Annotated in this window: 22 protein-coding genes; 4 read left to right on the top strand and 18 right to left on the bottom strand. The window is 62.9% G+C overall.

What is annotated here, in order from left to right; translation table 11 throughout:
• Positions 1-58: 58 nt before the first annotated feature.
• Positions 59-1,492 carry a glyceraldehyde-3-phosphate dehydrogenase gene (locus ACW5W4_RS14040; protein ID WP_456689785.1) on the bottom strand — a complete coding sequence of 478 codons (1,434 nt, stop codon included), beginning with the start codon at positions 1,490-1,492 and terminating at the stop codon, positions 59-61.
• A 215-nt stretch (positions 1,493-1,707) separates the two neighbouring features.
• On the opposite strand from ACW5W4_RS14040, the gene ACW5W4_RS14035 reads away from it, so the two are divergent.
• Together ACW5W4_RS14035 and ACW5W4_RS14030 are read left to right on the top strand one after the other, a co-directional pair.
• Positions 1,708-2,511, top strand: coding sequence for a DUF2989 domain-containing protein (locus tag ACW5W4_RS14035; RefSeq protein ID WP_456689784.1), 804 nt, complete (start codon positions 1,708-1,710; stop codon positions 2,509-2,511).
• Positions 2,508-3,068, top strand: coding sequence for an NUDIX hydrolase (locus ACW5W4_RS14030; RefSeq protein ID WP_427261164.1), 561 nt, complete (start codon positions 2,508-2,510; stop codon positions 3,066-3,068). The genes ACW5W4_RS14035 and ACW5W4_RS14030 overlap by 4 nt, the downstream gene beginning before the upstream one ends.
• A 75-nt stretch (positions 3,069-3,143) precedes the next feature.
• On the opposite strand, the gene sppA is transcribed toward ACW5W4_RS14030, so the two are convergent.
• On the bottom strand, positions 3,144-4,985 hold the full coding sequence (sppA, locus tag ACW5W4_RS14025) for a signal peptide peptidase SppA (RefSeq protein WP_456689783.1): 1,842 nt from the start codon (positions 4,983-4,985) through the stop codon (positions 3,144-3,146).
• A 309-nt stretch (positions 4,986-5,294) separates the two neighbouring features.
• Between sppA and ACW5W4_RS14020 the strand changes: the two genes are divergently transcribed.
• Complete coding sequence (locus tag ACW5W4_RS14020; RefSeq protein ID WP_456689782.1) at positions 5,295-7,322, top strand: oxidoreductase; 2,028 nt, start codon at positions 5,295-5,297, stop codon at positions 7,320-7,322.
• A gap of 119 nt (positions 7,323-7,441) precedes the next feature.
• Positions 7,442-7,990 carry an NAD(P)H nitroreductase gene (locus tag ACW5W4_RS14015; RefSeq protein WP_456689781.1) on the top strand — a complete coding sequence of 183 codons (549 nt, stop codon included), beginning with the start codon at positions 7,442-7,444 and terminating at the stop codon, positions 7,988-7,990.
• Positions 7,991-8,360: 370 nt separating this feature from the next.
• On the opposite strand, the gene ACW5W4_RS14010 is transcribed toward ACW5W4_RS14015, so the two are convergent.
• The 16 genes from ACW5W4_RS14010 to ACW5W4_RS13935 all read right to left on the bottom strand — a co-directional run bounded on the left by ACW5W4_RS14010 (position 8,361) and on the right by ACW5W4_RS13935 (position 25,595).
• On the bottom strand, positions 8,361-8,906 hold the full coding sequence (locus ACW5W4_RS14010) for a sugar O-acetyltransferase (protein ID WP_456689780.1): 546 nt from the start codon (positions 8,904-8,906) through the stop codon (positions 8,361-8,363).
• 119 nt (positions 8,907-9,025) lie between these two features.
• Positions 9,026-10,000, bottom strand: a complete 975-nt coding sequence (locus ACW5W4_RS14005; RefSeq protein ID WP_456689779.1) for a D-2-hydroxyacid dehydrogenase family protein — start codon at positions 9,998-10,000, stop codon at positions 9,026-9,028.
• Between the two features lie 158 nt (positions 10,001-10,158).
• A complete protein-coding gene (eutC, locus tag ACW5W4_RS14000; RefSeq protein WP_456689778.1) occupies positions 10,159-10,995 on the bottom strand; it encodes an ethanolamine ammonia-lyase subunit EutC in 837 nt (278 codons plus the stop codon).
• Positions 10,996-11,015: 20 nt separating this feature from the next.
• Positions 11,016-12,407 carry an ethanolamine ammonia-lyase subunit EutB gene (locus ACW5W4_RS13995; RefSeq protein ID WP_456689777.1) on the bottom strand — a complete coding sequence of 464 codons (1,392 nt, stop codon included), beginning with the start codon at positions 12,405-12,407 and terminating at the stop codon, positions 11,016-11,018.
• A gap of 78 nt (positions 12,408-12,485) precedes the next feature.
• A complete protein-coding gene (eat, locus tag ACW5W4_RS13990) occupies positions 12,486-13,871 on the bottom strand; it encodes an ethanolamine permease (RefSeq protein WP_456689776.1) in 1,386 nt (461 codons plus the stop codon).
• Positions 13,872-14,163: 292 nt separating this feature from the next.
• Positions 14,164-15,042: a 50S ribosomal protein L11 methyltransferase gene (gene prmA / locus ACW5W4_RS13985; protein ID WP_456689775.1), complete on the bottom strand. Its 879-nt coding sequence runs from the start codon at positions 15,040-15,042 to the stop codon at positions 14,164-14,166.
• A 742-nt stretch (positions 15,043-15,784) separates the two neighbouring features.
• Complete coding sequence (locus ACW5W4_RS13980; protein WP_427261154.1) at positions 15,785-17,200, bottom strand: PTS transporter subunit EIIC; 1,416 nt, start codon at positions 17,198-17,200, stop codon at positions 15,785-15,787.
• 86 nt (positions 17,201-17,286) lie between these two features.
• Positions 17,287-18,750, bottom strand: a complete 1,464-nt coding sequence (panF, locus tag ACW5W4_RS13975) for a sodium/pantothenate symporter (RefSeq protein WP_456689774.1) — start codon at positions 18,748-18,750, stop codon at positions 17,287-17,289.
• Complete coding sequence (locus ACW5W4_RS13970) at positions 18,740-19,003, bottom strand: DUF997 family protein (protein WP_456689773.1); 264 nt, start codon at positions 19,001-19,003, stop codon at positions 18,740-18,742. The genes panF and ACW5W4_RS13970 overlap by 11 nt, the downstream gene beginning before the upstream one ends.
• Positions 19,004-19,271: 268 nt before the next feature.
• Positions 19,272-20,612: an acetyl-CoA carboxylase biotin carboxylase subunit gene (gene accC / locus ACW5W4_RS13965; RefSeq protein ID WP_408795055.1), complete on the bottom strand. Its 1,341-nt coding sequence runs from the start codon at positions 20,610-20,612 to the stop codon at positions 19,272-19,274.
• 14 nt (positions 20,613-20,626) lie between these two features.
• A complete protein-coding gene (accB, locus tag ACW5W4_RS13960; RefSeq protein WP_408795058.1) occupies positions 20,627-21,085 on the bottom strand; it encodes an acetyl-CoA carboxylase biotin carboxyl carrier protein in 459 nt (152 codons plus the stop codon).
• A gap of 26 nt (positions 21,086-21,111) precedes the next feature.
• On the bottom strand, positions 21,112-21,570 hold the full coding sequence (aroQ, locus tag ACW5W4_RS13955) for a type II 3-dehydroquinate dehydratase (protein ID WP_427261151.1): 459 nt from the start codon (positions 21,568-21,570) through the stop codon (positions 21,112-21,114).
• 264 nt (positions 21,571-21,834) lie between these two features.
• On the bottom strand, positions 21,835-23,781 hold the full coding sequence (gene acs, locus ACW5W4_RS13950; RefSeq protein ID WP_456689772.1) for an acetate--CoA ligase: 1,947 nt from the start codon (positions 23,779-23,781) through the stop codon (positions 21,835-21,837).
• Between the two features lie 271 nt (positions 23,782-24,052).
• Entirely contained in the window at positions 24,053-24,421 is a 369-nt protein-coding gene (locus ACW5W4_RS13945; protein ID WP_427261149.1) for a hypothetical protein, read from the bottom strand.
• Positions 24,422-24,467: 46 nt separating this feature from the next.
• Complete coding sequence (gene torD / locus ACW5W4_RS13940; RefSeq protein WP_427261148.1) at positions 24,468-25,136, bottom strand: molecular chaperone TorD; 669 nt, start codon at positions 25,134-25,136, stop codon at positions 24,468-24,470.
• A 180-nt stretch (positions 25,137-25,316) separates the two neighbouring features.
• The gene (locus ACW5W4_RS13935; protein ID WP_427261147.1) at positions 25,317-25,595 is read right to left on the bottom strand and encodes a paraquat-inducible protein A; all 279 of its coding nucleotides are present in this window, start codon (positions 25,593-25,595) and stop codon (positions 25,317-25,319) included.
• Positions 25,596-25,603: the final 8 nt, after the last annotated feature.

The raw sequence follows: 25,603 nt of genomic DNA, 5'->3' as shown, positions 1-25,603 counted from the left end.
CTTTCCTCGCAAACCCGAAATAATGAATGGCTGACTCAGGTGGGCAGATCCTGGCGGACTATGCCGGTAGATCCTGGCGGACCACGCCGGCCATCTTCTCCATCACTCGCACCACCTGGCAGCTGTAGCCAAACTCGTTGTCATACCAGACATAGAGTACGCAGTGATCGTCCTCGGCGATGGTGGCCTGGGAGTCCACTATACCCGCAAAACGGGAACCCACCATGTCGGAGGAGACCAGCTCGGTGCTGGCGCTGAAGTCGATCTGGCGGTGCAGGGAGGAGCTCAGGGCAGCCTGCTGCAGATAGGCGTTGAGGCTCTCTCGATCCGTGGCCTGCTCCAGCGACAGGTTGATGATGGCCAGCGACACATTGGGTGTGGGTACCCGAATGGCATTGCCGGTCAGCTTGCCCTTGAGCGCGGGCAGCGCCTTGGCCACCGCCTTGGCGGCGCCTGTGCTGGTCATCACCATGTTGAGGGCTGCGCTGCGACCGCGCCGCTCCCCCTTGTGGTAGTTGTCGATCAGGTTCTGATCGTTGGTGTAGGAGTGGACGGTTTCCACGTGACCGTGGACGATACCGTACTTGTCCTGCATCACCTTGAGCACCGGGGTGATGGCGTTGGTGGTGCAGGAGGCGGCCGAGACTATCCTGTCATCCGGGCCTATCACCTCGTGGTTGACCCCGAACACCACGTTCTTCATCTCCCCCTTGCCGGGGGCGGTCAGCAGCACCTTGGCGGCGCCGCGCGCCTTGAGGTGTTCGGACAGACCCGCCTCGTCACGCCAGACCCCGGTGTTGTCGACGATCAGCGCATGGTCGATGCCGTAGGCGGTGTAGTCGATGTCGGCCGGGCTGTTTGCGTAGATCACCTGGATGAAGGTGCCGTTGGCGATGATGGCGCTGCGATCACTGTCCACCTCGATGGAGCCATTGAAGGGGCCGTGCACCGAGTCACGGCGCAGCAGGCTGGCCCGCTTCTCCAGATCTCCCTCGCGCCCGCCACGCACGACGATGGCACGCAGACGCAGGGCGTTGGCGGCGCCGGTGCGCTCGATCAGCAACCGGGCCAGCAGGCGGCCGATGCGGCCAAAGCCGTAGAGCACCACGTCGGTCGGCGCCGGCAGGGCACCCTGGCCCAGAGCCGGGGCCAGCTTGGCCTTGAGGTAATCCGTGATGCCCGCCTCGTCACCATGGTCGCGCCAGTAGCCGACCGCCAGCTTGCCCAGATCGATCTCGGCGGCGCTGGGGGCCAGTTCGCACAGGGCGCGAAGCAGGGGGAAACTGTGCTGGATGGGGAGGGGCTGGCCTTCGTGGCGGCGAACCACCCGGTGGGCTTTGAGGATATCGATGGTGGAGGCGTTTTGCAGGGGGCGTCCGTAGACGGTGATCTCTATCCCTTGCTGGCGGTAGAGGCGACCGATCAAGGGTTGCATGGCTTCGGCGAGCTCCTGGCTCTCCTGCCACGCTTGCAAGTAGTGCTCGTGGGTCATTAACCAGATCCTTTATTTCACGTAACCGTGTTTTTCACGTTGTTGAAGCAAAAAGAAATTCGTCGAATGCAGATCACTGTAGGGGCGTATAATTCGTTATATTATTCTGCAATCGCGGCCAGCTTTTGGCGCGCGCATTGTAATGGATATGTGAGTGGTTTGCTAGCCAAGGGTGGCGAGAGCAGGCTGTCGATGTTATCAACCAGATGTAAACCATGACCCATTTTCCACTACGTCGGGCTGTTGTTGGCCTCGCCATGGGGCTCGGCCTCGTTGCCTGCGGCGGCGACGACCGTCTCCATAACATCTGTGCCAATCACCCCGAGCTCTGTCAGGATCTGGTGGACGATGGCTGGTGCCGCTATGAGCGCACCGACGTGATCCGGGCCCGCTTCTACCTCAAGCAGGAGGGGAGCGACCGTCACAAGTACGAGCTGATGAGCAAGCTGGAAGATTACCTGCGCTGCATCGAACGCTCGACCCACATAGAGTACAAGTACGCCAAGGAGCGCAAGAGCAGCCGGGTCGAGGGGATGCTGGCCGCCGGCGCCGAGCTGGAGCGGCTCGACGAGCAGACCCGCGGCTCCCAGGATCCCTACCTGTTGATCTGGCACTGGACCAACAACACCAACGAGCAGGCGCGCCAGCAGTTCCTGGCCCTGGCGGGAACCCAGGCCTTGGAGGATCCCGCTTTGCAGCTCGCCCTGGGGGGCATCTATGCCAAGACGGACCCCGAGCGGGCCATCCAGGTGATGGAGCACGGCCTCTCCCTCTACCGGGCGGGGGATGAGGTGGACACGCGGCTGCTGACCTCGCTGAGCACCCTGCACATGGGCCAGAAGCAGTATCAGGAGGCCTACCTGTGGGGCAAGGTCAGCACCGCCTTCCAGGAGGGGAGCGATCTCTCGGTCAAGCGCTTTGGCCTCTACCACACCCTGAGCAAGGAGGAGCTGGCGACCCTGGATGCCCGGGCCGAGGAGCTGGTGGCGCAGATCAAGGCGGGGGCCTACCGTCCATGAGCACCCAGGATCCGCAGACGTTGAGGTTGTCCCCCTTCTCCCTGCGCCTGATGCACGGGGACTTTCCCCGGCTGGATCGGCTGCTGGAACGCGTCACCGTGCGGGCCGTGGTGCTGCGGGGGGATGAGCTGCTGCTGGTGCACTCCCGCGTCAACGGAGACTTCATGTTCCCCGGTGGCGGCGTCGAGCCCGGCGAGAGCCATGGGGAGGCCCTGGCCCGGGAGCTGCGGGAAGAGTGCGGCGCCGAGTTGCTGACTCAGGGGGCCCTGCTCGGCGAGACCCGGGAGTACCGCAACGCCCGGGAGCCCGACTATGACGCCTACTGCATCCGCTCCCTTTACTATCTGTGTCAGGTGGCCGAGGGGCGCAGCCAGCCCAGGTTGCAAGCCTACGAGCAGCGGCTCGGCTTCAGCGCAGACTGGCACGCCATGGAGGAGGCGCTCCACAACAATCAATGGCTGCTCGGTGGTCGCTGTCCCCAGTGGACCCATCGCGAGACCCGGGTGTTGGCCCAGCTGCACCGCTGGCACAGGGAGGGGCTGCTGGGCCCCCTCTGACCCCCGGGTGACGACCTGGGACGCAAAAAAAACCGCCCCGAGAAAGGGGCGGTTTGTCATGGTGAGTCGCCGGGCTCAGCGGCAGACCGGGCACCAGGCATAGGTGCCCTGGGGATCGTTGAAACGCATCAGGGGATCCAGGGCCTGGTTGAGGGCGACGAGGCTCTGGCCGAGAGGGGCCGGGATGGTGCCCTTGAGGGCGGGAGCCAGTGCCCGGGCGCTGCTGCCCAGCAGCTCGCGCAGGAACCTCTCCTTGGCGGACTCCTCGGGCAGGATGGGGGTCACTTGCCACTCCTTCAGATTGGCCAGCTCGGCCGCCGCTGCGATGGCGTCATCCTGACTGCCAAACTCGTCCACCAGTCCCAGCGCCTTGGCATCCAGACCGGTCCAGACCCGGCCTTGTGCCGCTTTTTCCGCCTCCGCCATGCTCAGGCCGCGGCCCTTGCTGACCAGGCCGAGGAAGCGCTGGTAGGTGTTCTCGACGTTGAGCTGGATGGCTTCGCCCACGTGGGGCGGCAGGGCCCGGGTCACCCCCAGGCCGACGAAGTCGGTGGTGCCGACCCCGTCGCTGTGGATGCCGAACTGGGAAAGGGCCTGGTCGACGGTGGCGAACAGGCCGAATACGCCGATGGAGCCGGTGAGGGTGGTGGGGGAGGCGAAGATCTTGTCCGCATCGGCGGCGATCCAGTAGCCCCCTGAGGCGGCATAGCTGCCCATGGAGACCACCACGGGTTTGCCCGCCTGCTTGAGCGCCAGCAGTTCGGCGCGGATCTGTTCGGCGGCGAAGGCGCTGCCGCCCGGGCTGTCGACCCGCAGCACCACGGCTTTCACCTGGTCATCCAGGCGGGCATCGGCCAGCAGGCTGGCCAGGCTGTCGCCCCCTATGGTGCCGGCGGGCTGGATGCCATCCATGATGGCGCCACTGGCCTTGATGAGGCCTACCTCATCCTTGCCGCTCTGGGGATATTGATCCGGGATGGCGGCCAGATACTCTTTGAGTCCCACTCCGCGCCAGCTGTGATCCTCGCGCTCGCCGACCTCCTTGATCACCGCCTGGTTCATCTCCTCCCGGGTGGCGAGCTCGTCGACCAGGCCGTTGTCGAGGGCATAATTGGCTGCATTGCCTTGCGCCTTTCTCAAGCGCTCGAGGAACTGCTCCTTGCTAGGGGAGATGGCGTCGGGTTCGACCTCCCGCTGGTTGGCCACGTCGCTGACATAGGCCTGCCACAGCTGATCCAGCCAGCGCTGGTTCGCCTCCCGGCTCTCGGCAGACATGTCATCCCGGGTGTAGGGTTCGACGAAGGACTTGTAGGTGCCGACCTTGAACACATGGGGGGTGACGTTGAGCTTCTCCAGCGCGGACTTGAAGTAGGTCTGGTAGACCCCCAGTCCCTCGAGCAACACGGCCCCGCTCTGGTTGAGCAGCACGTGATCGGCGTGGGCCGCCAGCAGATACTGGCCCTGGGTGTAGTAGTCCGCCATGGCGATGACCGGCTTGCCACTCTCCTTGAAGTCGTCGATGGCATCGGCCACCTCCTGCAACTTGGAGAGATTGCCCTGCAGCCCCTGAGGTTGAAGCACCAGGGCCTGGATGCGGTCATCCTCCCCGGCGGAGCGGATGGCCCACAGCAAGTCCGACAGCAGCAGCTCCCGGGGCAGATCGTCGCGGCTGCCCATCTGTTGCAGCAGCTGCTCGCTCGGGCTCACCTGGGTGAGCTGCTCGACCAGGGTGCCGTCGAGATCCAGGGTCAGGGCCCCCTCAATCGGACTCTGGGGCGCCTCTTGCTGCATCCCCAACACGAACACCAGAGTCAGGACGACGGCAAGAAACAGCAGATTGACCAGCATCAGCCGGGTGAAGTTGAGCAGGCGCCACAGGCTGCGAAAGAGCCAGCCCAGGCCTTTGAAAATAGACATAGTCGCGGTATCGCCCTGTCAATGGGTTAGAGGAGCCATTATTAACCAGTTGCCCCGCCGATTGCCATGTTCCATCGTGGGGGGCGCTGGCGCTACAGCTGTTCGCCGAAAAAATGTCCAAACATTTGTTTGAAAAAGCATTTTCGATTCTTTACTCTAGCCTCAATTTGATAACAAAAAATTAACTGGAGGCCCCGTGAGCCGCTATCCAACCTTGCTGACCCCCCTCGACCTTGGCGTTACCCAGTTGTGTATCCGGGTGCTGCTGCGTCTGGATTGCTGCGTGCCGGCCTCGCAAAGGAGTGCATCATGAGCCGCTATCCGACCTTGCTGACTCCCCTGGATCTCGGCTTTACCCAGCTCAAGAACCGCGTGCTGATGGGCTCCATGCATACCGGCCTCGAAGAGGAGAAGGGGGGCTTTGACAAGCTGGCCGCCTTCTACGCCGAGCGGGCGCGTGGTGGGGTCGGGCTTATCGTCACCGGCGGCATCGCCCCCAACCTGAGGGGACGCTTGGTGCCTCACGGCTCCCAGCTCAGCTTCCCCTGGCAGGTGAGCAAGCATCGCAAGCTGACCGAGGCGGTGCACCGGGAGGGGGGCAAGATAGCGCTGCAGATCCTCCATGCCGGGCGTTACGCCTATCATCCCTTCAGCCTGGCGCCGAGCCCCCTCAAGGCCCCCATCTCCCCGTTCAAGCCCAGAGCCATGAGCGAGCGCCAGATCCGCGGCACCATACGGGACTTTGCCAGCACGGCCCAGCTCGCCCGCAATGCGGGGTATGACGGTGTCGAGGTGATGGGATCGGAAGGTTATCTCATCAACCAGTTCATCTGCGAGCGCACCAACCAGCGCAGCGATGGCTGGGGCGGCAGCAGCGAAAAGCGGATGCGCTTTGCGCTGGAGATTGTCCGCGCCATCCGCGAGCGGGTCGGCCCCGACTTCATCATCATCTTCCGCCTCTCCATGCTGGATCTGGTGGAGCAGGGCTCCTCGCTGCCGGAGGTGATTGCCCTTGGCAAGGCCCTGGAGCAGGCGGGGGTGACCCTGATCAACACCGGCATCGGCTGGCACGAGGCGCGCATCCCCACCATCGCCACCAGCGTGCCGCGCGGCGCCTTCAGCTGGGTGACGGCGGAGCTGAAAAAGCACCTCACCGTGCCCCTTATCACCACCAACCGCATCAACACCCCCGAGGTGGCGGAGCGCATCCTGGCGGGGGGCGAGGCGGACATGGTCTCCATGGCGCGCCCCTTCCTGGCGGATCCCGAGTTCGTCATCAAGGCGGCCGAGGACAGGGCGGACGAGATCAACACCTGCATCGCCTGCAACCAGGCCTGCCTCGACCATGTGTTCAAGCAAAAGCGCGCCTCCTGCCTGGTCAACCCCAGGGCCTGTTTCGAGACCGAGCTGACCTTTGGCCGGGTGCCCCAGCCCAAGCGGCTGGCGGTGGTGGGGGCGGGGCCGGCCGGGCTGGCGTTTGCCTGCTACGCCGCTGAGCGTGGTCATCAGGTGAGCCTGTTCGATCAGGCTCCGATAATCGGCGGCCAGTTCAACTTCGCCAAGCAGATCCCGGGCAAGGAGGAGTTTCACGAGACCCTGCGTTATTTTGCCAAACGGCTGGAGAAGTGCGGCGTCGAGCTCTATCTCGGCCAGCGCCAGAGCGCCGAGAGCCTGCTCGGCGGCGGTTTTGACGAGGTGATCCTGGCCACCGGCATACGGCCGCGCACCCCCAATATTCCGGGGATCGAGCATGCCAAGGTATTGAATTACCTCGATGTATTGCGCGATGGCAAGCCGGTGGGCCAGAAGGTGGCGGTGATAGGGGCAGGCGGCATCGGTTTCGACGTGGCCGAATACCTGGTCGAGAAGCGGGTGGAGAGGGATGCCGAACATCACCGCGATCACTGGCTCAAGGAGTGGGGCATAGATCGCCAGCTCGCACAGCGCGGCGGCCTGATCGCCCCCGAGATAGACGCCCCCGAGCGCCAGATCTGGCTGCTGCAGCGCAAGGAGAGCAAGGTGGGCGATGGCCTGGGCAAGACCACAGGCTGGATCCACCGCACCGTATTGAAGAACCGCAAGGTCAAGATGCTCTCGGCCGTACAGTACCTGGGCATCGACGACGAGGGCCTGCACATCCAGATAGGCGAGGCCAAACAGTGCCTGCCGGTGGATAACGTCATCATCTGCGCGGGGCAGGAGCCACTGCGGGAGCTGCAGGCCGGCCTGCAGGCGGCGGGCAAGCCGGTGCACATCATAGGCGGGGCCGACGTGGCCGCCGAGCTGGACGCCAAGCGCGCCATCCGGCAAGGCGCCGAGCTGGCCGCCGTTATCTAGTTGCTCCGCCCTGGCCTGCAATCTGTTTTATATGGCGATAAACCCCTGAGCCTCAGGGGTTTTCTTCATCCGGTGCTGTGCTAAGGTAGCGCCATCATTGCCCTGACTAGGAATTGCCCATGGATGCCCTCACTCTGCTGCTCAATCGCCACTCCTGCGCTCGCCTGACCGAGCCCGCTCCGGGCGGCGAGGCGCTCGACAATATTCTCAAGGCGGGGCTGCGGGCACCGGACCACGGCACCCTGACGCCCTGGCAGTTCATCCTGTTCGAGGGGGAGGGGCGCGAGCGCCTGGGTGCCCTGCTCGGGGAGGCGGCCCGGCTGCGGGGAGAGGATGCCGACAGCATCGCCAAGAGCGAGCAGGCGCCCCTGCGAGCGCCGCTGGTGGTGGCGGTGGCGAGCCGCTATCAGGCCCATGCCAAGGTGCCGAAACTGGAGCAGGAGCTCTCCGCCGGCTGCGCCCTGATGGCGATGCAGATGGCGGCCCAGGCCCAGGGCTTCAACGGCATCTGGCGCTCCGGCTGGTTCATCTTCGACGAGCATATCAGACTGGGGCTGGGATTGGCCGCCGAGGATCAGCTGGTGGGCTTCCTCTACCTGGGCACTCCCATGCTGGAGGCGCGCAAGCTGCGCGAGCTGCCCCTTGGGGCGTTTGTTCGCCGCTTCTGAAGAGTGCCGTTGACGGCCATGAGACTTGTTTGAAAAGCCCTGATCTATCAGGGCTTTTTCTATGCAGCCAGGGATGATACCCAGAGTGGGGCAAGGAAGAAAAGAGGGGGAAGGCCCGGTTTTTGCCGGCGGCAGACTCTTTTTTAAATAGTGAGAGGAAGTTCGCAATCTCGGTATTTTTCGCTATGTAAAACGTTTGCGCACCGTTATTATCACAGCGCCAGTTCAGAAGGTTCGCCTTCTGATTTTCTGCGATGAGAGTCGCAATTCCGTAGCACCTTTTTATATAGCCCAACGTCTTCGTGACCTTGGGCTTCATTTTTTGTACCCGCCTGCCGCTCAGGCTCGGCAAGAGAGGACCAGTGCTGCGTTATGTCCCGGGCAGGATCCGGGCCGGGTTGCCCACCACCCGGGCCCCGGCCGGGACGTCCCTGGTCACCACGGCGCCTGCGCCGACGATGGCCTCCCGCCCGACGGTGACCCCGGGCAGCAGGATGGCGCCGCCGCCGATCCAGACCCTGTCCTCGACCGTCACCGGCAGCGCCGTCTCCACCCCGGCCAGGCGCGCATCGGCGTCCAGGGCGTGGGCGGCGGTATAGATCTGCACGTTCGGCCCCATCATGACACCGGCACCGATGCGGATAGGGGCGTTGTCCAGCAGGGTGGCCTCCATGTTGATGTAACTGCCTTTGCCAAGGTGGATATGGCGGCCATAGGTGCAGTAAAACGGCGGGCAGATAAAGGCTCCCTCGGCCAGCTCGCCGACGATCTCCCTCAACAGCGCCAGCTGTTCATCCTCCTCTTCCGCCCGATTGAAGCGGCGATAGCGGCGCGCCGTCTCCCGGCGCAGGGCATCCAGCTCCGGCGCCATGCAGTTGTAGGGCTGGCTGGCGATCATCTTCTGATAGTCGGTCATGGGGCTTCCTGCTCTCCGATTGGCATGGGGCAATTTGGGCGGCTGGCTGTCGCGCAAGCGCAACACCTCCAGTGCAGACCGCATATATTACTGCGTTGTCGGCAGGATAAGAGTGAACCTCAACCCAGCGCCGGCATCACCAGGTGTTGTGGCCTGCCCTCGGCAAAGGCCAGCACATTTTCAAATGCCTTGCGAAAGTAGAGCTCATAGCTGTTTTGCTCCACATAGCCCAGATGCGGTGTGGCCAGCACGTTGGGCAACGCCAGGATAGGCTCGTTATCCAGGTTGGCGGGCTCGCTATCGAACACATCCAGTGCCGCTCGCCGGGTGGGATGCGCACTGAGCACCGCATGGAGTGCACCAGATTCAATGAGCTCGGCCCGGCTGGTATTGACCAGCAAAGAGTCTGCCTTCATTCGAGCCAGGTCGGCACGGGTGACGCAGGCTCGAGTGAGCTCGTCGAGCCGCAGATGCAGGGACAAGACATCGGCACGTTGGAAAAACGCTGTCTTGTTGGGGGCGGCATCGAATCCATCCTGTGTCGCCCGCTGACGAGACGATGCGCTACCCCATACCAGCACAGACATACCGAATGCATTGCCGTAACGGGCGATGCGCTGACCTATCTTGCCGTAGCCCCAGATACCGAGCGTCAGACCGTACAGGGTGCGTCCCAGGCCGAGTGTGCCAGATTGCTGCCACTGGCCCTTGGTCAACGCGCGAGTGTAAGCCGGAATATGGCGGGAGGCGGCCATTATGAGTGCCCAGCAGAGTTCGGCGGGAGCAATGGGGCTGCCTACCCCTTCGGCAACTGCGACTCCGTACCGCTGGCACAGTGCCGGATCGATATGCTGGCTGATTTTGCCGGTCTGGCTGATCAGTTTAAGGGTGGGAAGCCGCATCAGCAGCTGTTCGTCGATACGGGTACGCTCGCGGATCAGCACCAGTGCTTCTACTCCCCCCAACATGGCGGCAAGGTGCGCAGCATCCGGCTCGCGCTGGTTAAGGATCCTGACATCGTGCCCTGCCAGCAAGGCAAAGCAGGGCAGGTGACGAACCTGATCCTGATAGTCATCCAGAATGGCAATCTTCATCCGTTCCTCTTGTGTATCAAGCAATTGTCCTGAGGGGTAGAGGCGCGCCCCTTGGCTGCTTGGCGGGGGGTGGCGAGACGATGCCCAGTTTTCATTGCAGATTCAAGTGGTTCAGTCTGGGATGGGTGATGGGGCGGACCGGGCTGGCCGCCCCGTTGTCAGGCTGGACGGCAAGGGGGAAGCGGGGCGTCGTGTTCGATCAGGCTGGCCAGCTCGCCGCTCTCATCCTTGAGGGCAACCCCGGTCAAGCGGCGGTTGAAGGCCTGCTCCAGCAACCAGGCCAGCTTGTGAGCCGCCTGGGGGAAATCGAGCCCGGCGGGACGTACGTTGGAGATGCAGCTGCGCTGTGAATCCATGCACCCGACTCTGGGGTGCCAGGTCAGGTAGAGCCCCAGACTGTCGGGGGAGGAGAGGCCGGGGCGCTCGCCAATCATCACCAGCACGGCCCGGGCACTTAGCAGTTCCCCTACCTCATCTCCCAGTGCCACCCTGGCCTGGCTGGCGATCACCAGAGGGGCACAGCTCAATCCAAGGCGCCTGAGATGGGGCTGCAGCGCCTCGATAAAGGGCAGGGCATTCTGATGCAGGGCGGTGGAGGAGAGGCCATCACCCAGCATGATGACGAGATCGGCGTCAGCCTGCCGGGCCTGATGCTCCAGGGGCGCGAGATCGGCCTCTGCTTGTGGGCGCTGGCTCAGCAGGAGGCGGCTGGCATCGTTCAGCCGTCGGCCCAGATCCGGGCGACGCAAATACTCTTCCCGGCTGGTGGCGGCGCTGTGCACCGTCAGGACTCTGTGTCCTGCGGCGTGCAGCGCTTGGGTCAGGGCGGCCACTTCCAGGGGCTGGTGCACAGCATCTCTAGCCTGTGCATGGGCCAGACCAAACGCCAGCAGTGCCTCTGTGGGCAGGCTGACCCCGGTGCGCCCCAGCGCGATGCGGGCCGAGGTGTAGCGTTTGAGTTCAAGCCAGGGATTGAGGTGAACTATGTCACTCATGTCATGGGGATCCTTGCTCATCAGGCCACCTTGCCGCTTTGGCCAAAAGCCGTTAACAGAGGATGGCGCAGGCTGGCATCGAGCAGTTGGCCGCCAGGGTTGGTGAGTTGCATCCGCACCAGCCAGTCTGCAAATTCCGGTGAGTGCTTGAGGCCGAGCAGCTCGCGAATATAGAGGGCGTCATGAAACGAGGTGCTCTGGTAGTTGAGCATGATGTCGTCCGCCCCGGGCACGCCGATGAGGAAGGTGAGGCCAGCGTTGCCCAGCAGGGTGAGCAGGGTGTCCATGTCGTCCTGATCCGCTTCTGCGTGGTTGGTGTAGCAGACGTCACAGCCGAGCGGCACCCCGAGCAGCTTGCCGCAGAAGTGATCTTCCAGTCCGGCGCGGATGATCTGCTTGCCGTCATAGAGGTACTCCGGCCCGATGAAACCGACCACGGTATTGCACAGCAACGGCTTGAAGTGGCGAGCTACCGCGTAGGCTCTGGCCTCGCAGGTCTGCTGATCCAGTCCGTGGTGGGCATTGGCCGAGAGGCAGCTGCCCTGGCCCGTCTCGAAATACATGACGTTGTTGCCAAGGGTGCCGCGCCCCAGGCTGAGGGCGGCGTCATACGCCTCTTGCAACAGGGCCAGATCGATACCAAATCCTCGGTTGGCAGCCTCTGTACCGGCGATGGACTGGAACACCAAATCCACCGGCACATTGCGCTCTATGAGCTGCAAGGTGTTGGTGACATGGGTCAGGATGCAGGATTGGGTCGGAATGGCGAAACGCTGGATCACTTCGTCGAGCATCTGGTTCAGGCTGGCCAGGACGGGCAAGTTGTCGCTGGCGGGATTGATGCCGACCACCGCATCCCCCGCGCCGTACAGCAGACCGTCCAGCATGGCTGCCGCTATCCCTTGAGGATCGTCGGTGGGATGGTTGGGTTGCAGCCGTACGCTGAGGTGGCCGGGCAGCCCTATGGTGTTGCGAAAGGCAGTGATGACCCGGCACTTCTTGGCAACCAGGATCAGATCCTGATTGCGCATCAGCTTGCTGACCGCGGCGGCCATCTCGGGTGTGATGCCGGGGGCTATGCGTGCCAGGGTCTGGCTGTTGGCCGCCTCAGACAGCAGCCAGTTGCGAAAATCCCCTACCGTCAGGTGGCTGATGGGGGCGAAGGCGGCGAAATCATGGTTGTCTATGATGAGGCGGGTGACCTCGTCCTGCTCGTAGGGGATCAGCGCCTCATTGAGGAAGGCCTTGAGCGGAAGGTCAGCCAGCGCCATCCTGGCCGCCATGCGCTCCTCGGCGCTGTGGGCGGCCACGCCGGCCAGATAGTCACCGGAGCGGGCAGGGGTGGCCTTGGCCATCAGGGTGCGAAGGTCGGGAAACTGATAGCCGTGGTGTGACAGTTGGGTGCGATACATGGGGCTCTCTCGTCGATGCAGGGTGGGGAGACAAGGCCAGCGCCTGGCCTTGCTCCTGATGGGCACAGAGGATCTGGTTCAGCTTGCCTTGACCAGCTCACCGTCACGGGCGGCAATCCCTTCATCATGGGTCAGACGGAAGTAGGCATAGCCCGCCAGCATAAGGGCGCCGAAGATCAGCGCCAGCAGGCCGTTGTAATAGACCATGGCCACCAGACAGAGCACTGCCAGTCCCAGGGCGAGAGCCGGAGCAAAAGGATAGAGAGGGGCTCTGAATGGGCGTTCCAGTGCCGGTTCGCTGCGGCGCAGCTTGAACAGGGCCGCCATCGAGATGATGTACATCACAATGGCGCCAAACACCGCCATTGTGACTATGTTGGCGGTGAGGGAGAGTCCGCCTATGACGATCAGCGAGTCGGAGAAGATCGCCAGGATCCCCACAACGCCACCGGCCAGAATGGCCCAGTGGGGGGTCTGGAAGCGGCGGTTGACCGAGGCCAGGGCACCGGGCAGATAACCGGCCCGGGCCAGGGCAAAGATCTGGCGTGAGTAGCCCATTATGATGCCGTGGAAGGAGGCGATCAGGCCAAACAGCCCCAGCCAGACCAGCATGTGCAGCCAGCCGCTGCTCTCGCCCACTATCATCTTCATCGCCTGGGGCAGGGGATCATTGATGTTGGCAAGCTGGCGCCAGTCTCCGACGCCGCCTGCGAACACCATGACCCCCATGGCCAGCATGACCAGGGTCAGGATGCCACCGATGAAGGCTTTCGGAATTGTCTTCTTCGGCTCCTTGGCCTCTTCGGCCGCCATGGCGGCGCCCTCAATGGCGAGGAAGAACCAGATGGCGAACGGGATGGCGGCAAAGATACCGGGGAGGGCGCCGAGGCTGAACTCCTGCTGGCCTGCCCAGCCGTTGAGCATGAAGTTGCTGGCGCTGAACCCCGGGCTCACGACTCCCATGAAGACCAGCAGCTCGAAAATGGCGAGCAGGGTGACCAGCAACTCGAAGGTTGCGGCGATACCGATGCCGACCAGATTGAGGGTCATGAAGATGAGATAGGCGCTCACCGCCACCCACTTGGGGTCGATGGCCGGAAACTGGACGTTGAGGTAGGCCCCGATCGCCATGGCGATGGCGGGCGGCGCGAACACAAATTCCACCAGGGTGGCAAAGCCTGCGATATATCCTCCGACCGGACCAAAGGCCCGGTAGGCATAGGCAAAGGGGCCTCCCGCATGGGGAATTGAGGTGGTCAGCTCGGTAAAACTGAAGATAAAGGCGGTGTACATGGCGGCTACCAGCAGGGAGGTGACCAGAAAGCCCATGGTACCCGCCTGTGCCCAGCCGTAGCTCCAGCCAAAGTATTCCCCCGAAATGACCAGTCCCACGGCGATCCCCCACAGGTGAAAAGCCCCCAGGGTTCGTTTCAGTTCCGGTTTCGCACAATCCTGTTGCTGCATATGCTTCTCCAATATGACATTCAATGGTGAAAGTCTCTGAAGAGGCAGATTGCAAGGGGTATGCCATCCAGCTATATGAATACATAGTCATTTATATTCATATAGTTACAGCTGTTTTATGGTTTGACACCAAGATATGGTCGCTGCGTTGTTGTGGTGCAGCAGCACCAGATTGTTCGGCCTAAGTCCGGGCTGTTGCCTGTGTGTGGGGCAGTGGGCAGGGGAGACACGAGAGGATAGCGGAAACAACAAGGGCACCGTTCGGTGCCCTTGTTGTATGAGGTGGTTGCCATCAGCCGTGCTTGCGGCCCGATAGGCGGCACCACTCCTCCTTCACCGCGGTCGGGTCCATGTCGAACCACTGGCCGTAGATGGTCTCCAGCTCCGGGGCCTGGCTCTCCAGCACGCCGGACAGCGCCATCAGGCTGCCTGGCTTGCCGTGGCCGGCGATAAGCGGGGCGAGTTCCCGCAGCGGGCCGGCCAGTATGTTGGCCACCACCACGTCCGCTTCGACGTCTTGCGGCTGATCCGCCGGCAGGTAGAGCTCTATCTGGCCGGCGACGCCGTTACGCTCGGCGTTGTCGTGGCTGGCCTGGATGGCCTGGGGGTCGATGTCGATGCCGATGACCCGGGCGGCGCCGAGTTTCAGGGCGGCGATGCCGAGGATGCCGGAGCCACAACCAAAATCGACCACCGTCTTGCCGGCCAGATCCAGCCCGTCCAGCCACTGCAGGCAGAGCGCCGTGGTGGGATGGGTGCCGGTGCCGAAGGCCAGACCCGGATCCAGCATGACGTTGACCGCATCGGGGTTGGGGACGTCGCGCCAGCTCGGACAGATCCAGAGCCGCTCGCCAAACTGCATGGGGTGGAAGTGATCCATCCACTCGCGCACCCAGTCCTTGTCTTCCAGCTGTTCGACCTTGTAGCCGACCTCTTCCCCGAAGATCTGCTGGAAGAAGGCGATGGTGGGGGCGGGATCGGTTTCGGCGTCGAACAGCCCCATCACCTCGGTCTCGCCCCAGAGCGGGGTCTCGCCGGGCATGGGTTCATAGACGGGCACATCCTTGGCATCCATAAAGGTCACGGCCTGGGCACCACGCCCCAGCAGCATGTTGCTCACCTTGTCCGCCGTCTTGGCGGTGGCGTTGATTCGAATTTGTATCCAGGGCATGGGGTCGACTCTTCATAAATGTGAAACCGCGGGATTCTATCACCCCGGGCCTGTGCTGTCGTGGTTTGCCCGCAGGCGAGGAGCGCTGGCCTGGGCGAGCTTAGGTATCTGGCAGGGATGGCAGACATCAAAAATGGGATCATTAACAAGGTTGGCACGGTTAATGTATTCACTATTACTGCTTTGCTCTAGGAAAGTTCCGTCATCTTTTACGCCACCCTCGGGTGGCGTTTTTTTATGGTGATAGGGTGCCGGGGGAAGAGGTTGGCCGCCGCTTGCGCGAAAAAAATGAGCCTGAACGGGTCATTTCATTAAGTTGGCATGGGAGCTGCAATAACCCTTCTGTCCTGCAAAGGATGTGTGTGTGATTGTTACCCCCAACGTTCAGGTATTTAGGGTCATCCCGGTCGGGATGGCCCCTTTTTTTGGATGAGAAACAGTATGTTGTCTGTTTTCTAGTCGGTCATGACCTCCAGGCACTCGCCAGGCTTGCCGCCGCCGCTGGGGGGCGCGGCCCGGTGTGCGCTTTTGGTGCTTGTCTCTGGTGAGACCACCCCATCATGGTGCGTTTTCTACCTATTTAGGGTTGGCTGGCGAGACGGATCGAATCGATCGCCCGTCTGCCTGCCATGGATGGCGCCAGCCTGAGTCGGCAGTCGTTGACACTGGCCCAGGTCGCCAAACGGCGGTCGTTTGAGTCAGAGCAAGGGGCGGGCCTGATCAGTACCGGGACCAGCAGGGATCACCAGGCGGCCTGATCCTTCGATTCATGATTGGGCTTGAGGCCGAGGGGCACGGCCTGGCGTTCGGCCAGCATGCGGATCTGTCCCTCGATGAGGCCGGCATTGGGGCCCAGCACCAGCACCAGTTGATGCTCGTTGAGCTCAATCCAGGAGAGACAACCGAGGTTGAGCAATTGGGAGGTGTCGACCAGAGCCATCTCACGCACCCGTACGCTGAGGCGGGTCAGGCAGACGCTGATGGCTTGCAGGTTATCCATGCCCCCCAGCAGCTTGAGGTACTGGATGGCCAGCATCTGGGGATCGGCCGGGGGTATGTTGGCCATCTCCTGGCGGGTCTGTTGCTGGTCGGCGAGGCTGAGGGGGGCCCGCCCCAGCAATTGGTAGAACAGCAGGGCGTAGCCGACGAAGAACATGATCCCCAGAGGGATGACCCAGAAGGAGTGCTGACCACTCTCATAACTCAGGCTCAAGTCCAGCAGGCCGGCGGAGAAGTAGCCGCCGATCTCGATGTCGAGGGCGCTGCAGATGGCGAACGACAGGCCGGTGAGCAAGGCGTGGGCCAGAAACAGCCAGGGGGCGGTGAAGGCGAACAGAAACTCGATGGGTTCGGTGATGCCGATACAGGACGAGGTGAGGGCCAGGCTCAGCAACAGGGCGCCGTGGGGCACCTGGCGCAGCCGGTGGCGGTGCAGCCAGATGGCGAAGCAGGCGCCGGGCAGACCGAACATGACGATGGGGTAGAGACCGGCCCCATAGCCCTGATGCAGCGGCTGTGCCGTGGCCATCGCCAGCTGGTTGCTCTCCCCCAGGGTCATCAGGTTGCCGAGCAGTTGGTGCAGCCCGAACGGCAGCAACAGACGGTGGATCACCCCATAACAGAAGGCGCCAAACGGGGTCGCCAGATCCGTGGTGATCAGGCTGATGCCCTCCACCAGTGAGGGCCAGATCCACGACAGGGGCACGGCGAGCAGCAGGCAGACGAGTGCCGAGAGCAGGGGCCCCTGCCAGGGACCGGGCAGGGAGAGCCGCACCGCTTTAGGCATGGAAGGGGACCAGGGGGCGATCAGGGCCGTGGTGATGCCCGCCAGCATGCCGCAGACGAGGTCGGCGTGCAGGCCGGGGGCCAGCGCCGAGAGTGCCGAGCTCAGCAGCAGGAAATTCACCGCTCCCGACAAGGCGAGACTGCCCCGCTCCGAGTGACCAATGCCAAAGGCGATGGCCGCCGCGTAGATGAGGGGCATCTGGCCGAAGATGGCCTGACCGCTCAGCATCAGCACCGGCAGATCCAGGGCATCAGGCTCGCCGAGCCGGTGGAGCAGGGCGGCCAGGGGCAGGATGGAGACGGGCAGCAGCAGGGCATAGCCCAACCGCTGCATGGCCTGGATCAGCCGCTGTCGACGGGACTCAGCCGTCATAGAAAATGATGAAAATGTGACATGGCGCACACTTTACCTCGTCATTCTCTCAAGGGATAGTTCGGCGGCAGTTAATCGCCGAGAAGTTAATCTCGATCAAAAAGTTGGCGTACCGCCTTGCCAGGTGGCGGCGTCATCAGGCTGATCAGCACGAAGGCGAGCAGCCCCAGCCCCAGGCTGGGGACGATGGCGTGCAGCCCCACCAGCTTGATGCCCCACTGGCTCAAGGCCCCGTAGCAGAGCAGACCGGCCACCATGCTGGCCAGGGCGCCCTGGCCGTTGGCGCGGGGCCAATAGAGACCGAGCACCAGGGGCCAGAGGAAGACGGCCTGCAGGCCGCCGAAGGCGAGCAGGTTGAGCCAGATGATCATCTCGGGCGGTTGCAGCGCCGCCATCAGCACCAGGGCGCCCAGGATCAGGGTAGTGACCAGCGACAGGCGCGGGATACGCACCTCCAGCCTCTGCGGGCTCTGTTTCGGGCTCAGGTAATTGAGCCAGAGATCCTTGACCAGGGTGGCCGAGGCCTGGATCAGCTGGGAGTCGATGGTGGACATGATGGCCGCCATGGGGGCCGCCAGGAAGATCCCCGCCAGCCAGGGGGGCAGCACCTCCATCATCAGGGCCGGCATGATCTTGTCCGGGCTGTCCATGGCGGGCAGCAGGGCGCGGCCCAGGGCGCCCGCCAGATGCATGCCGAACATGAGCAGGGCGCTGACGATGGTGCCGATCAGGATGCCGCGATGGAGCGCCTTGCTGTCTCGGTAGCCGAAGCAGCGCAGGGCCGAGTGGGGCAGCCCCACCACACCGACACAGACCAGGATCCAGAAGCTCAGCATGAAGGGCTGGGTCAGCATGTCACCGGCCCCCTGCGGGCTCACCAGTTTGGGATCGATCAGCTCGAGCCGGTGGATGAGGTTGGGCAGGCCATCCCCGGCGATCAAGACCCCGGCCAGCAGGGCACCTGTGCCTATCAGCATGATGATGCCCTGCAGGGCGTCGGTCATCACCACGGCACGAAAACCGCCGATGATGGTGTAGAGCAGCACGCAACTGGCAAACAGCAAGAGCCCCTGCTGGTAGCTGAGGCCGGTGGCGGTCTCCAGCAGGCGGGCACCGCCGATGAACTGCACCACCATGGTGGCGATGAAGGCGAGGATGATGGTCACCGAGCCCAGCACCACCACCCACTTGCTTTGGTAGCGGGCCCACAGCATGTCGTTGATGGTCACCGCATTGACCCGGCGCGCTATGATGGCGAACTTCTTGCCAAGCACCCCCAGGGTGAGCCAGACGGTGGGCAGCTGGATCATCGCCAGCAAGACCCAGCCCAGGCCAATCTTGTAGGCCGCCCCCGGCCCGCCGATGAAGGACGAGGCCGAGGTGTAAGTGGCCACCAGGGTCATGGCGAGCACCAGGCCCCCCATGCTGCGGTTGCCGATGAAGTACTCCTGCATGAAGTCCCCCCCCCGGCGCCGTCGGCTGGCCCAATAGCCGATGCCGAGCACCAGCAGCAGATAGATGAGCAGGGGCAGCAGCAACTCAAGGTTCATGGGGAGACTCCTGCTGGCTGGACAACTCGGGGTCGAGCGGGATCTCGACAAACAGCTTGCCGACCATGAAGGCGCACAATCCCATGAACAGCAGCGGCATCAGCATGCAGCTGAGCAGAAACCAGAGGGGAATGCCCCAGAGCCGCAGGGGCTCGGGAATGAAATAGGCGCAGCCATACCAGGCGAGAAAATAGAGCAGGGTGAGCAGCAGACAGAGCGCGGCTTCCCGGCGGGCGAGGGAAAAACGAGACAAGATGGCGGCCTCCAGCTATCGGAAGGGCGCAAGGATAACAAAAAAGGGCCATGTCGCCATGGCCCTTTTTACGCTGCCGCCCCTGATGGCGCGGATGCGTTATGTCGAAGAGGATCCCTTGCAGACCCGGCTTCTTGTGCCGCTAGTGGCTGCTCGTGCTGCCACAGTGCTCAATTGGTCGGGTCTTAAGCCATTACAGACCCGGCTTCTTGTGCAGGTGGTGGCTGCTCGTGCAGTCACAGTGTCAAGTCACCGGGCCCGAAACCTGTTACAGACCCAGCTTCTTGTGCAGATAGTGGATGTTGGTGCCACCGTGCTGGAAGTTCTCGTCCTTCATGATCTCTTTTTGCAAGGCCACGTTGGTCTTGATCCCTTCCACCACCAGCTCGTCCAGGGAGTGACGCATGCGGGCGATGGCGATGTCGCGGTTCTCACCGTAGCAGATCAGCTTGCCGATCATCGAATCGTAGTAGGGCGGCACCTTGTAACCGGCATAGATGTGGGAGTCCCAGCGTACGCCCATGCCACCCGGCGCGTGGAAGCGCTGGATCAGGCCCGGCGAGGGCATGAAGGTGGACGGATCTTCGGCGTTGATCCGGCACTCGATGGCATGGCCACGGATGCGGATATCCTGCTGGGTGATGGACAGGGGCTGGCCGGCGGCGATGCGCAGCTGCTCCTTGATGAGATCCACCCCGGTGACCATCTCGGTGACCGGATGCTCGACCTGGATCCGGGTGTTCATCTCGATGAAGTAGAACTCGCCGTTCTCGTACAGGAACTCGAAGGTGCCCGCACCCCGGTAGCCGATTTCGAGACAGGCGCGCACGCAGCGCTCGCCGATGAACTTGCGCATCTCTTCGGTGATGCCAGGCGCCGGCGCCTCTTCCACCACCTTCTGGTGGCGGCGCTGCATGGAGCAGTCCCGCTCACCCAGGTAGAGGGCGGTGCCCTGGCCGTCAGCCAGCACCTGGATCTCGATATGGCGCGGGTTCTCCAGGTACTTCTCCATGTAGACCATGTCGTTCTTGAAGAACTGGCCCGCTTCGGATTTGGTCAGGGCGATGGCGGCGGCCAGCTCGGCCTCGTTGCGCACCACGCGCATGCCACGACCACCACCGCCACCGGCGGCCTTGATGATCACCGGATAACCGATCCGCTTGGCGATGGTGGCGTTGCGCTTGGCATCGTTGTCCACCGGGCCGTCGGAGCCGGGTACGCAGGGCACGCCCGCCTTCTTCATCGCCTCGATGGCGGAGACCTTGTCACCCATGAGGCGAATGGTCTCGGCGCGGGGGCCGATGAAGATGAAGCCGGACTGCTCGACCACTTCGGCAAAATCGGCGTTCTCGGAGAGGAAGCCGTAACCCGGGTGGATGGCGACGGCACCGGTCACCTCGGCGGCGGCGATGATGGCCGGCACATTGAGGTAGGACTCGCCACTGGCGGGCTTGCCGATGCAGATGGATTCGTCGGCCAGCAGCACATGTTTGAGCTCCCGGTCGGCGGTGGAGTGAACGGCCACTGTCTTGATCCCGAGCTCTTTGCAGGCGCGCAGGATCCGCAGGGCTATTTCACCGCGGTTGGCGATGACTACTTTGTCCAACATGGGTGAATATCCCCTTATTCGATGATGAACAGCGGCTCGTCGAACTCGACGGCCTGGCCATTCTCGACCAGGATGGCCTTGATCACGCCAGCCTTGTCAGATTCGATCTGGTTCATCATCTTCATGGCTTCGACGATGCACAGGGTGTCGCCGACATTGACCTGCTGACCCACTTCCGCGAACGGCTTGGCGTCCGGGCTGGAGGCGCGGTAGAAAGAACCCACCATGGGGGAGCGCATCAGATGGCCACTCGGGGCGGCCTCGGCGGCCGGGGCGGCGGCCTGAGCGGCAGCGACCGGGGCGGCGGCTTGTTGCACCTGGGCCGGCTGCATCATCATCTGAGGTGCGACGCTAACCTGGCCGGAGAAGTTACGGCTGATGCGAACAGACTCTTCCCCTTCGGAGATTTCCAGCTCGGCGATGCCGGACTCTTCAACCAGTTCAATCAGCTTTTTGATTTTGCGGATATCCATTAGCATTCTCTTTCTTCTTTGTCTGATCAGTGATTATCAAGCCGTGCCAAGTGACGCACAGCCGCGGTTAAAGCAAAGGTATAACCATCCGGCCCGAGCCCGCAGATCACTCCTTTCGCGACATCGGACAGATAGGAGTGATGACGGAAGGGTTCTCTGGCATGGACGTTGGAGAGGTGCACCTCGATGAAGGGGATGGCCACCCCCAGCAGGGCATCTCGCAGCGCGACACTGGTGTGAGTGAAGGCGGCAGGATTGATGATGATAAAGTCCACCCGGCCCATGGCCTGATGGATGCGCTCCAGCAGCAGGTGTTCGGCGTTGGATTGCAGGTGCTCCAGTGTGACACCGAGTTCGCCGGCTTGCTGCTGCAAGCTGGCGACGATCTCATCGAGCGTCTGGCTGCCGTAGATGCCCGGTTCCCGTTTGCCCAGCAGGTTCAGGTTCGGCCCGTTGAGCAGGAGAATGCGGTGATGTTGCGACATAATGAGTACATCCTCGATGATAATGCCGATAACGTTCGGCTATCTTGCGGATGACCAGAAATCTAGCCATTTTTTGCGCAATTCGGTGTGCACTGGCACACAGATTTCGCAATTATATTGATTTCGTGAAAATTAGCAGCATTTTACTGGTCTAATCTCTACATCTGTCCGTTTATTGTTCAAATTCATTTGCTGTCAGACAACACAATAGCAGAGACGACAAAGCCGGCGCTGGGCCGGCTTTGTGATTAGCGGGAAGGAGACTCAGGCCGCTTCCGACTTCTCGCGGATAAGCTTGTCCACCACGCCCGGATCCGCCAGGGTGGAGATATCCCCCAGGCTGTCGGTCTCACCGGTGGCGATCTTGCGCAGGATCCGGCGCATGATCTTGCCGGAACGGGTCTTGGGCAGCCCCTCCGCCCAGTGGATCACGTCCGGGGTGGCGATGGCGCCGATCTCCTTGCGCACCCACTCCTTCACCTCCTTGTGCAGTTCGCGGCTCGGCTCTTCCCCGGCGATCAGGGTCACATAGGCATAGATGCCCTGGCCCTTGATCTCGTGGGGCACCCCCACCACGGCCGCCTCGGCGATCTTGGGATGGGCCACCAGGGCCGATTCTATCTCGGCCGTTCCCATGCGGTGGCCGGAGACGTTGAGTACATCATCGACCCGACCGGTGATCCAGTAGTAGCCATCCTCGTCGCGACGGGCACCGTCGCCGGTGAAGTAGCGACCGGGGAAGGTGGAGAAGTAGGTCTGCTCGAAGCGCTCGTGGTCGCCAAACACGGTGCGCATCTGGCCGGGCCAGGAGTCGGTGATCACCAGGTTGCCCTCGGTGGCGCCCTCGAGCGGCTCGCCCAGGTTGTCCACCAGGGCCGGTTGCACCCCGAAGAAGGGACGGGTGGCGGAGCCGGGTTTGAGGGCGGTGACGCCGGGCAGGGGGCTGATGAGGATGCCGCCGGTCTCGGTTTGCCACCAGGTGTCGACGATGGGGCAACGTTCGTCCCCTATGGTGCGGTAGTACCACTCCCAGGCTTCCGGGTTGATGGGTTCCCCCACCGAGCCCATGATGCGCAGGCTGGAGCGGGAGGTACCCTCGATGGCCTCCTTGCCCTTGGCCATCAGGGCGCGGATGGCGGTCGGCGCGGTATAGAGGATGCTGACCTTGTGCTTGTCCACCACCTGGCTCATGCGGTTGCTGGCGGGGTAGTTGGGCACCCCTTCGAACATGATGGTGGTGGCGCCGTTGGCGAGCGGCCCATAGACCAGGTAGGAGTGGCCGGTGACCCAGCCCACGTCGGCGGTACACCAGTAGATGTCCTCCTCGTGGTAGTCGAACACGTATTTGAAGGTGAGGGCGGCATAGACCAGGTAGCCCCCCGTGGTGTGCAGCACGCCTTTAGGCTTGCCGGTAGAGCCAGAGGTGTAGAGGATGAACAGGGGATCCTCGGCGTTCATCGCTTCCGGGGCGCAGTCGGCGCTCACCGCCGCCATGGCGTCATGCCACCAGATGTCCCGTGCGCCGTGCCAGGCGACGTCGCCGCCGGTGCGTTTGAGCACGATCACCTTCTCGATGCGGGTCTCCGGGTTGGTGAGTGCTTCGTCCACGTTCTTCTTGAGGGGGACGGCACGGCCGCCACGCAGCCCCTCGTCGGCGGTGATGACGATGGAGGAGCCCGAGTCTATGATGCGTCCGGCCAGGGCTTCCGGCGAGAAGCCGCCGAAGACGATGCTGTGCACGGCGCCGATGCGGGTACAGGCCAGCATGGCGATGGCGGCTTCGGGCACCATGGGCATGTAGAGGCAGACCACGTCGCCGCGTTTGACCCCTTGCGCCTTGAGCACGTTGGCAAACTTGCACACCTCGCCGTGCAGCTCGCGATAGGTGAGGGTGCGATCCTCGGCCGGGTTGTCCCCTTCCCAGATGATGGCGACCTTGTCGCCACGCTGGGCCAGATGGCGATCGAGGCAGTTGGCCGAGACGTTGAGCTGGCCATCCTCGAACCACTTGATGGAGACATGGCCGGGGTCATAGGAGCTGTTCTTGACCTTGGTGTAGGGGGTCATCCAGTCGACAATCTTGCCTTGCTCCGCCCAGAAGGCGTCCGGATCCTGCACCGAGGCCTGGTACATGGCCTCATAGCCCGCCTGATCCAGCAGGGCTCCCTGGCTGATGTGGGCCTTGACCGGGTAGACCTTGTGCTCGCTCATCTTTCACTCCTTTGAATACATCCTTTTAATAATTACATAACAACTTATACCTTTGCCGGGGGAGGGCAATTAGACTTTTGGATAGCCGTGCGCCAGCCCTCATTTCCCGTCGCCAGGGTCGGCGTCTGAGGCGAAAGGGGCTGGTGTGCGGCCGGCAGGCAGCGCAAGAGGAAGCGTGGTCTACCCACCTTGCCCGCAAGGTGAGACTCAAGTTGGGTAAGACACAAATAGAGGAGGTGTGGGGGCGCAATGCCCCTGGGCGACTGGCTAGCTAGCCCTTCTGGCGGCCGAAGGCCTGGATGCCGCGCACCAGCACCAGCAGAGAGAGCAGATGAAAGGGCAGCGCCAGCGCCCACAACAGCCACCAGTTCGGCTCCCCCCCATCGCAGTGGATGAAGGCGACCCAGGCGACCAGCAGGGTCAGCATGCCGGCGAGCTGGAAGCGGCGCCTGAGCACCACCTCCACCCCCAGATTGGCGAGATAGAGGGTCAGCAGCACACCGCCAAAGCCGGTGAGCTGGGCATTGCCATAGAGTTCGCGGTTGCTGTCAAACAACAGCGTGACAAGGGGGGTCAGGCCCTGCTCGCTCGGGATCAGGGCCAGCAGCCAGCAGGCGATGAGCAACAGGGCCGTCTTCATGGGGTCAGGACGCCGCTGGTGAGCAGCAAGGGCGCAGCAACATGGCTCAGGGGGCCGGCTGGTCTGCCTGAACCAGGTTCAGGTAGTTGGCATCCATCAGCAGGAAGACCCCGAGCAGGCGGGCGCAGGCGCCATAGAAGCCGAAGCTGTCCTTGGCGCGGCAGGCTTGTTCGAAGCGGCTGAACCAGCCGAGCAGCTGCTCGTGCAGCAACCCATCCTGTTCGGCAAGCCAGCGGGCGCGCTCATCGGCAGTGCGCGCCTCGGCGGCGCGAATGATGAGGTTACCCATCAGATCCAGCTCGATGGCCAGGTGATCCTCCGGCTCCTGGTACTTGTCGCTGACGCTGATGCCAAGGCGGGTGAGGCGCGCCTGCATCTGCGTCATGGGCGCTTGCATCAGCAGGCCCCCTTCACCGCGATAGAGGGATTCGTAAGGCGGCACCCCCTGCTTGGGGTCACAAAGGAAGAGGCCGGCGAAATCGGCCGCCAGTGCCAGCTGGCGATCGGGGCGTACCAGCAGACGGGCGATGGCGTCATTGAGTTCGGCCACGGCGTCGCGCATGGGGTCCAGGGTAGAGAGACTCTTCAGGAAGCTGCGCACGTCATAGCTGTCGTATTCGGCGATCTGTTCATCAGACAGTTCGGCGGCAAACAGGGTGGCGAACCACCAGTAGAGTTCGGCCCTGCGTTCGCTTGTGGCCAGAAATTCCTGCATTTTTCCTCCGTTGATGACAGTCGGGAGCCGTGTTGGCCCCCGATTCTAACGACTTTGGCAATAAAGGAAACCATGGGGGCCACTCGTGAGGGTAGCGCCCGTGCCGCTGGCGGCTGCATGCCGCAGCCTTCTCCCCTTCTGCAGGGGCTTGCTGACGAGCATCATGAGTGAGTCGGGCGCCTATTGGGTTCTGAACAGCACCCTACGGCAGCGAGGGCAGACATACTGATGGCGAAAGTCGGTCAGGTGGATCACCCCCTGCGCCTGCAGTTGCTGGTGGCCGCAGTGGTGACAGGCGATCCCATGCTCGCCCCTGGATGCGGGATGTCGGGCCAGATATTGCTCCCGGGTGGGCAGGGATTGCCAGTCCACCGGGCGGCGGCCCTTGCGCCCGCTACAGAAGTAGACCCAGTAGAACAGGGCAAAGCCCAGCAGGATCAACAGCAACAGATGGTTCATGGGATACC

The organism is Aeromonas crassostreae (genome assembly GCF_054052445.1).
This window is presented reverse-complemented; position numbering and strand designations above follow the sequence as displayed.

Excerpts from the sequence above, each read along its gene's own strand:
- accC (WP_408795055.1), bottom strand. The coding sequence starts at position 20,612 with ATGTTGGACAAAGTAGTCATCGCCAACCGCGGTGAAATAGCCCTGCGG.
- ACW5W4_RS13935 (WP_427261147.1), bottom strand. The coding sequence starts at position 25,595 with ATGAACCATCTGTTGCTGTTGATCCTGCTGGGCTTTGCCCTGTTCTAC.
- ACW5W4_RS13995 (WP_456689777.1), bottom strand. The coding sequence starts at position 12,407 with ATGTATCGCACCCAACTGTCACACCACGGCTATCAGTTTCCCGACCTT.
- acs (WP_456689772.1), bottom strand. The coding sequence starts at position 23,781 with ATGAGCGAGCACAAGGTCTACCCGGTCAAGGCCCACATCAGCCAGGGA.
- ACW5W4_RS14030 (WP_427261164.1), top strand. The coding sequence starts at position 2,508 with ATGAGCACCCAGGATCCGCAGACGTTGAGGTTGTCCCCCTTCTCCCTG.
- sppA (WP_456689783.1), bottom strand. The coding sequence starts at position 4,985 with ATGTCTATTTTCAAAGGCCTGGGCTGGCTCTTTCGCAGCCTGTGGCGC.
- aroQ (WP_427261151.1), bottom strand. The coding sequence starts at position 21,570 with ATGTCGCAACATCACCGCATTCTCCTGCTCAACGGGCCGAACCTGAAC.
- ACW5W4_RS14020 (WP_456689782.1), top strand. The coding sequence starts at position 5,295 with ATGAGCCGCTATCCGACCTTGCTGACTCCCCTGGATCTCGGCTTTACC.
- ACW5W4_RS13980 (WP_427261154.1), bottom strand. The coding sequence starts at position 17,200 with ATGACGGCTGAGTCCCGTCGACAGCGGCTGATCCAGGCCATGCAGCGG.
- ACW5W4_RS13945 (WP_427261149.1), bottom strand. The coding sequence starts at position 24,421 with ATGAAGACGGCCCTGTTGCTCATCGCCTGCTGGCTGCTGGCCCTGATC.
- eutC (WP_456689778.1), bottom strand. The coding sequence starts at position 10,995 with ATGAGTGACATAGTTCACCTCAATCCCTGGCTTGAACTCAAACGCTAC.
- ACW5W4_RS14010 (WP_456689780.1), bottom strand. The coding sequence starts at position 8,906 with ATGACCGACTATCAGAAGATGATCGCCAGCCAGCCCTACAACTGCATG.
- ACW5W4_RS14035 (WP_456689784.1), top strand. The coding sequence starts at position 1,708 with ATGACCCATTTTCCACTACGTCGGGCTGTTGTTGGCCTCGCCATGGGG.
- panF (WP_456689774.1), bottom strand. The coding sequence starts at position 18,750 with ATGAACCTTGAGTTGCTGCTGCCCCTGCTCATCTATCTGCTGCTGGTG.
- ACW5W4_RS14015 (WP_456689781.1), top strand. The coding sequence starts at position 7,442 with ATGGATGCCCTCACTCTGCTGCTCAATCGCCACTCCTGCGCTCGCCTG.
- prmA (WP_456689775.1), bottom strand. The coding sequence starts at position 15,042 with ATGCCCTGGATACAAATTCGAATCAACGCCACCGCCAAGACGGCGGAC.
- accB (WP_408795058.1), bottom strand. The coding sequence starts at position 21,085 with ATGGATATCCGCAAAATCAAAAAGCTGATTGAACTGGTTGAAGAGTCC.
- eat (WP_456689776.1), bottom strand. The coding sequence starts at position 13,871 with ATGCAGCAACAGGATTGTGCGAAACCGGAACTGAAACGAACCCTGGGG.
- ACW5W4_RS14040 (WP_456689785.1), bottom strand. The coding sequence starts at position 1,492 with ATGACCCACGAGCACTACTTGCAAGCGTGGCAGGAGAGCCAGGAGCTC.
- torD (WP_427261148.1), bottom strand. The coding sequence starts at position 25,136 with ATGCAGGAATTTCTGGCCACAAGCGAACGCAGGGCCGAACTCTACTGG.
- ACW5W4_RS14005 (WP_456689779.1), bottom strand. The coding sequence starts at position 10,000 with ATGAAGATTGCCATTCTGGATGACTATCAGGATCAGGTTCGTCACCTG.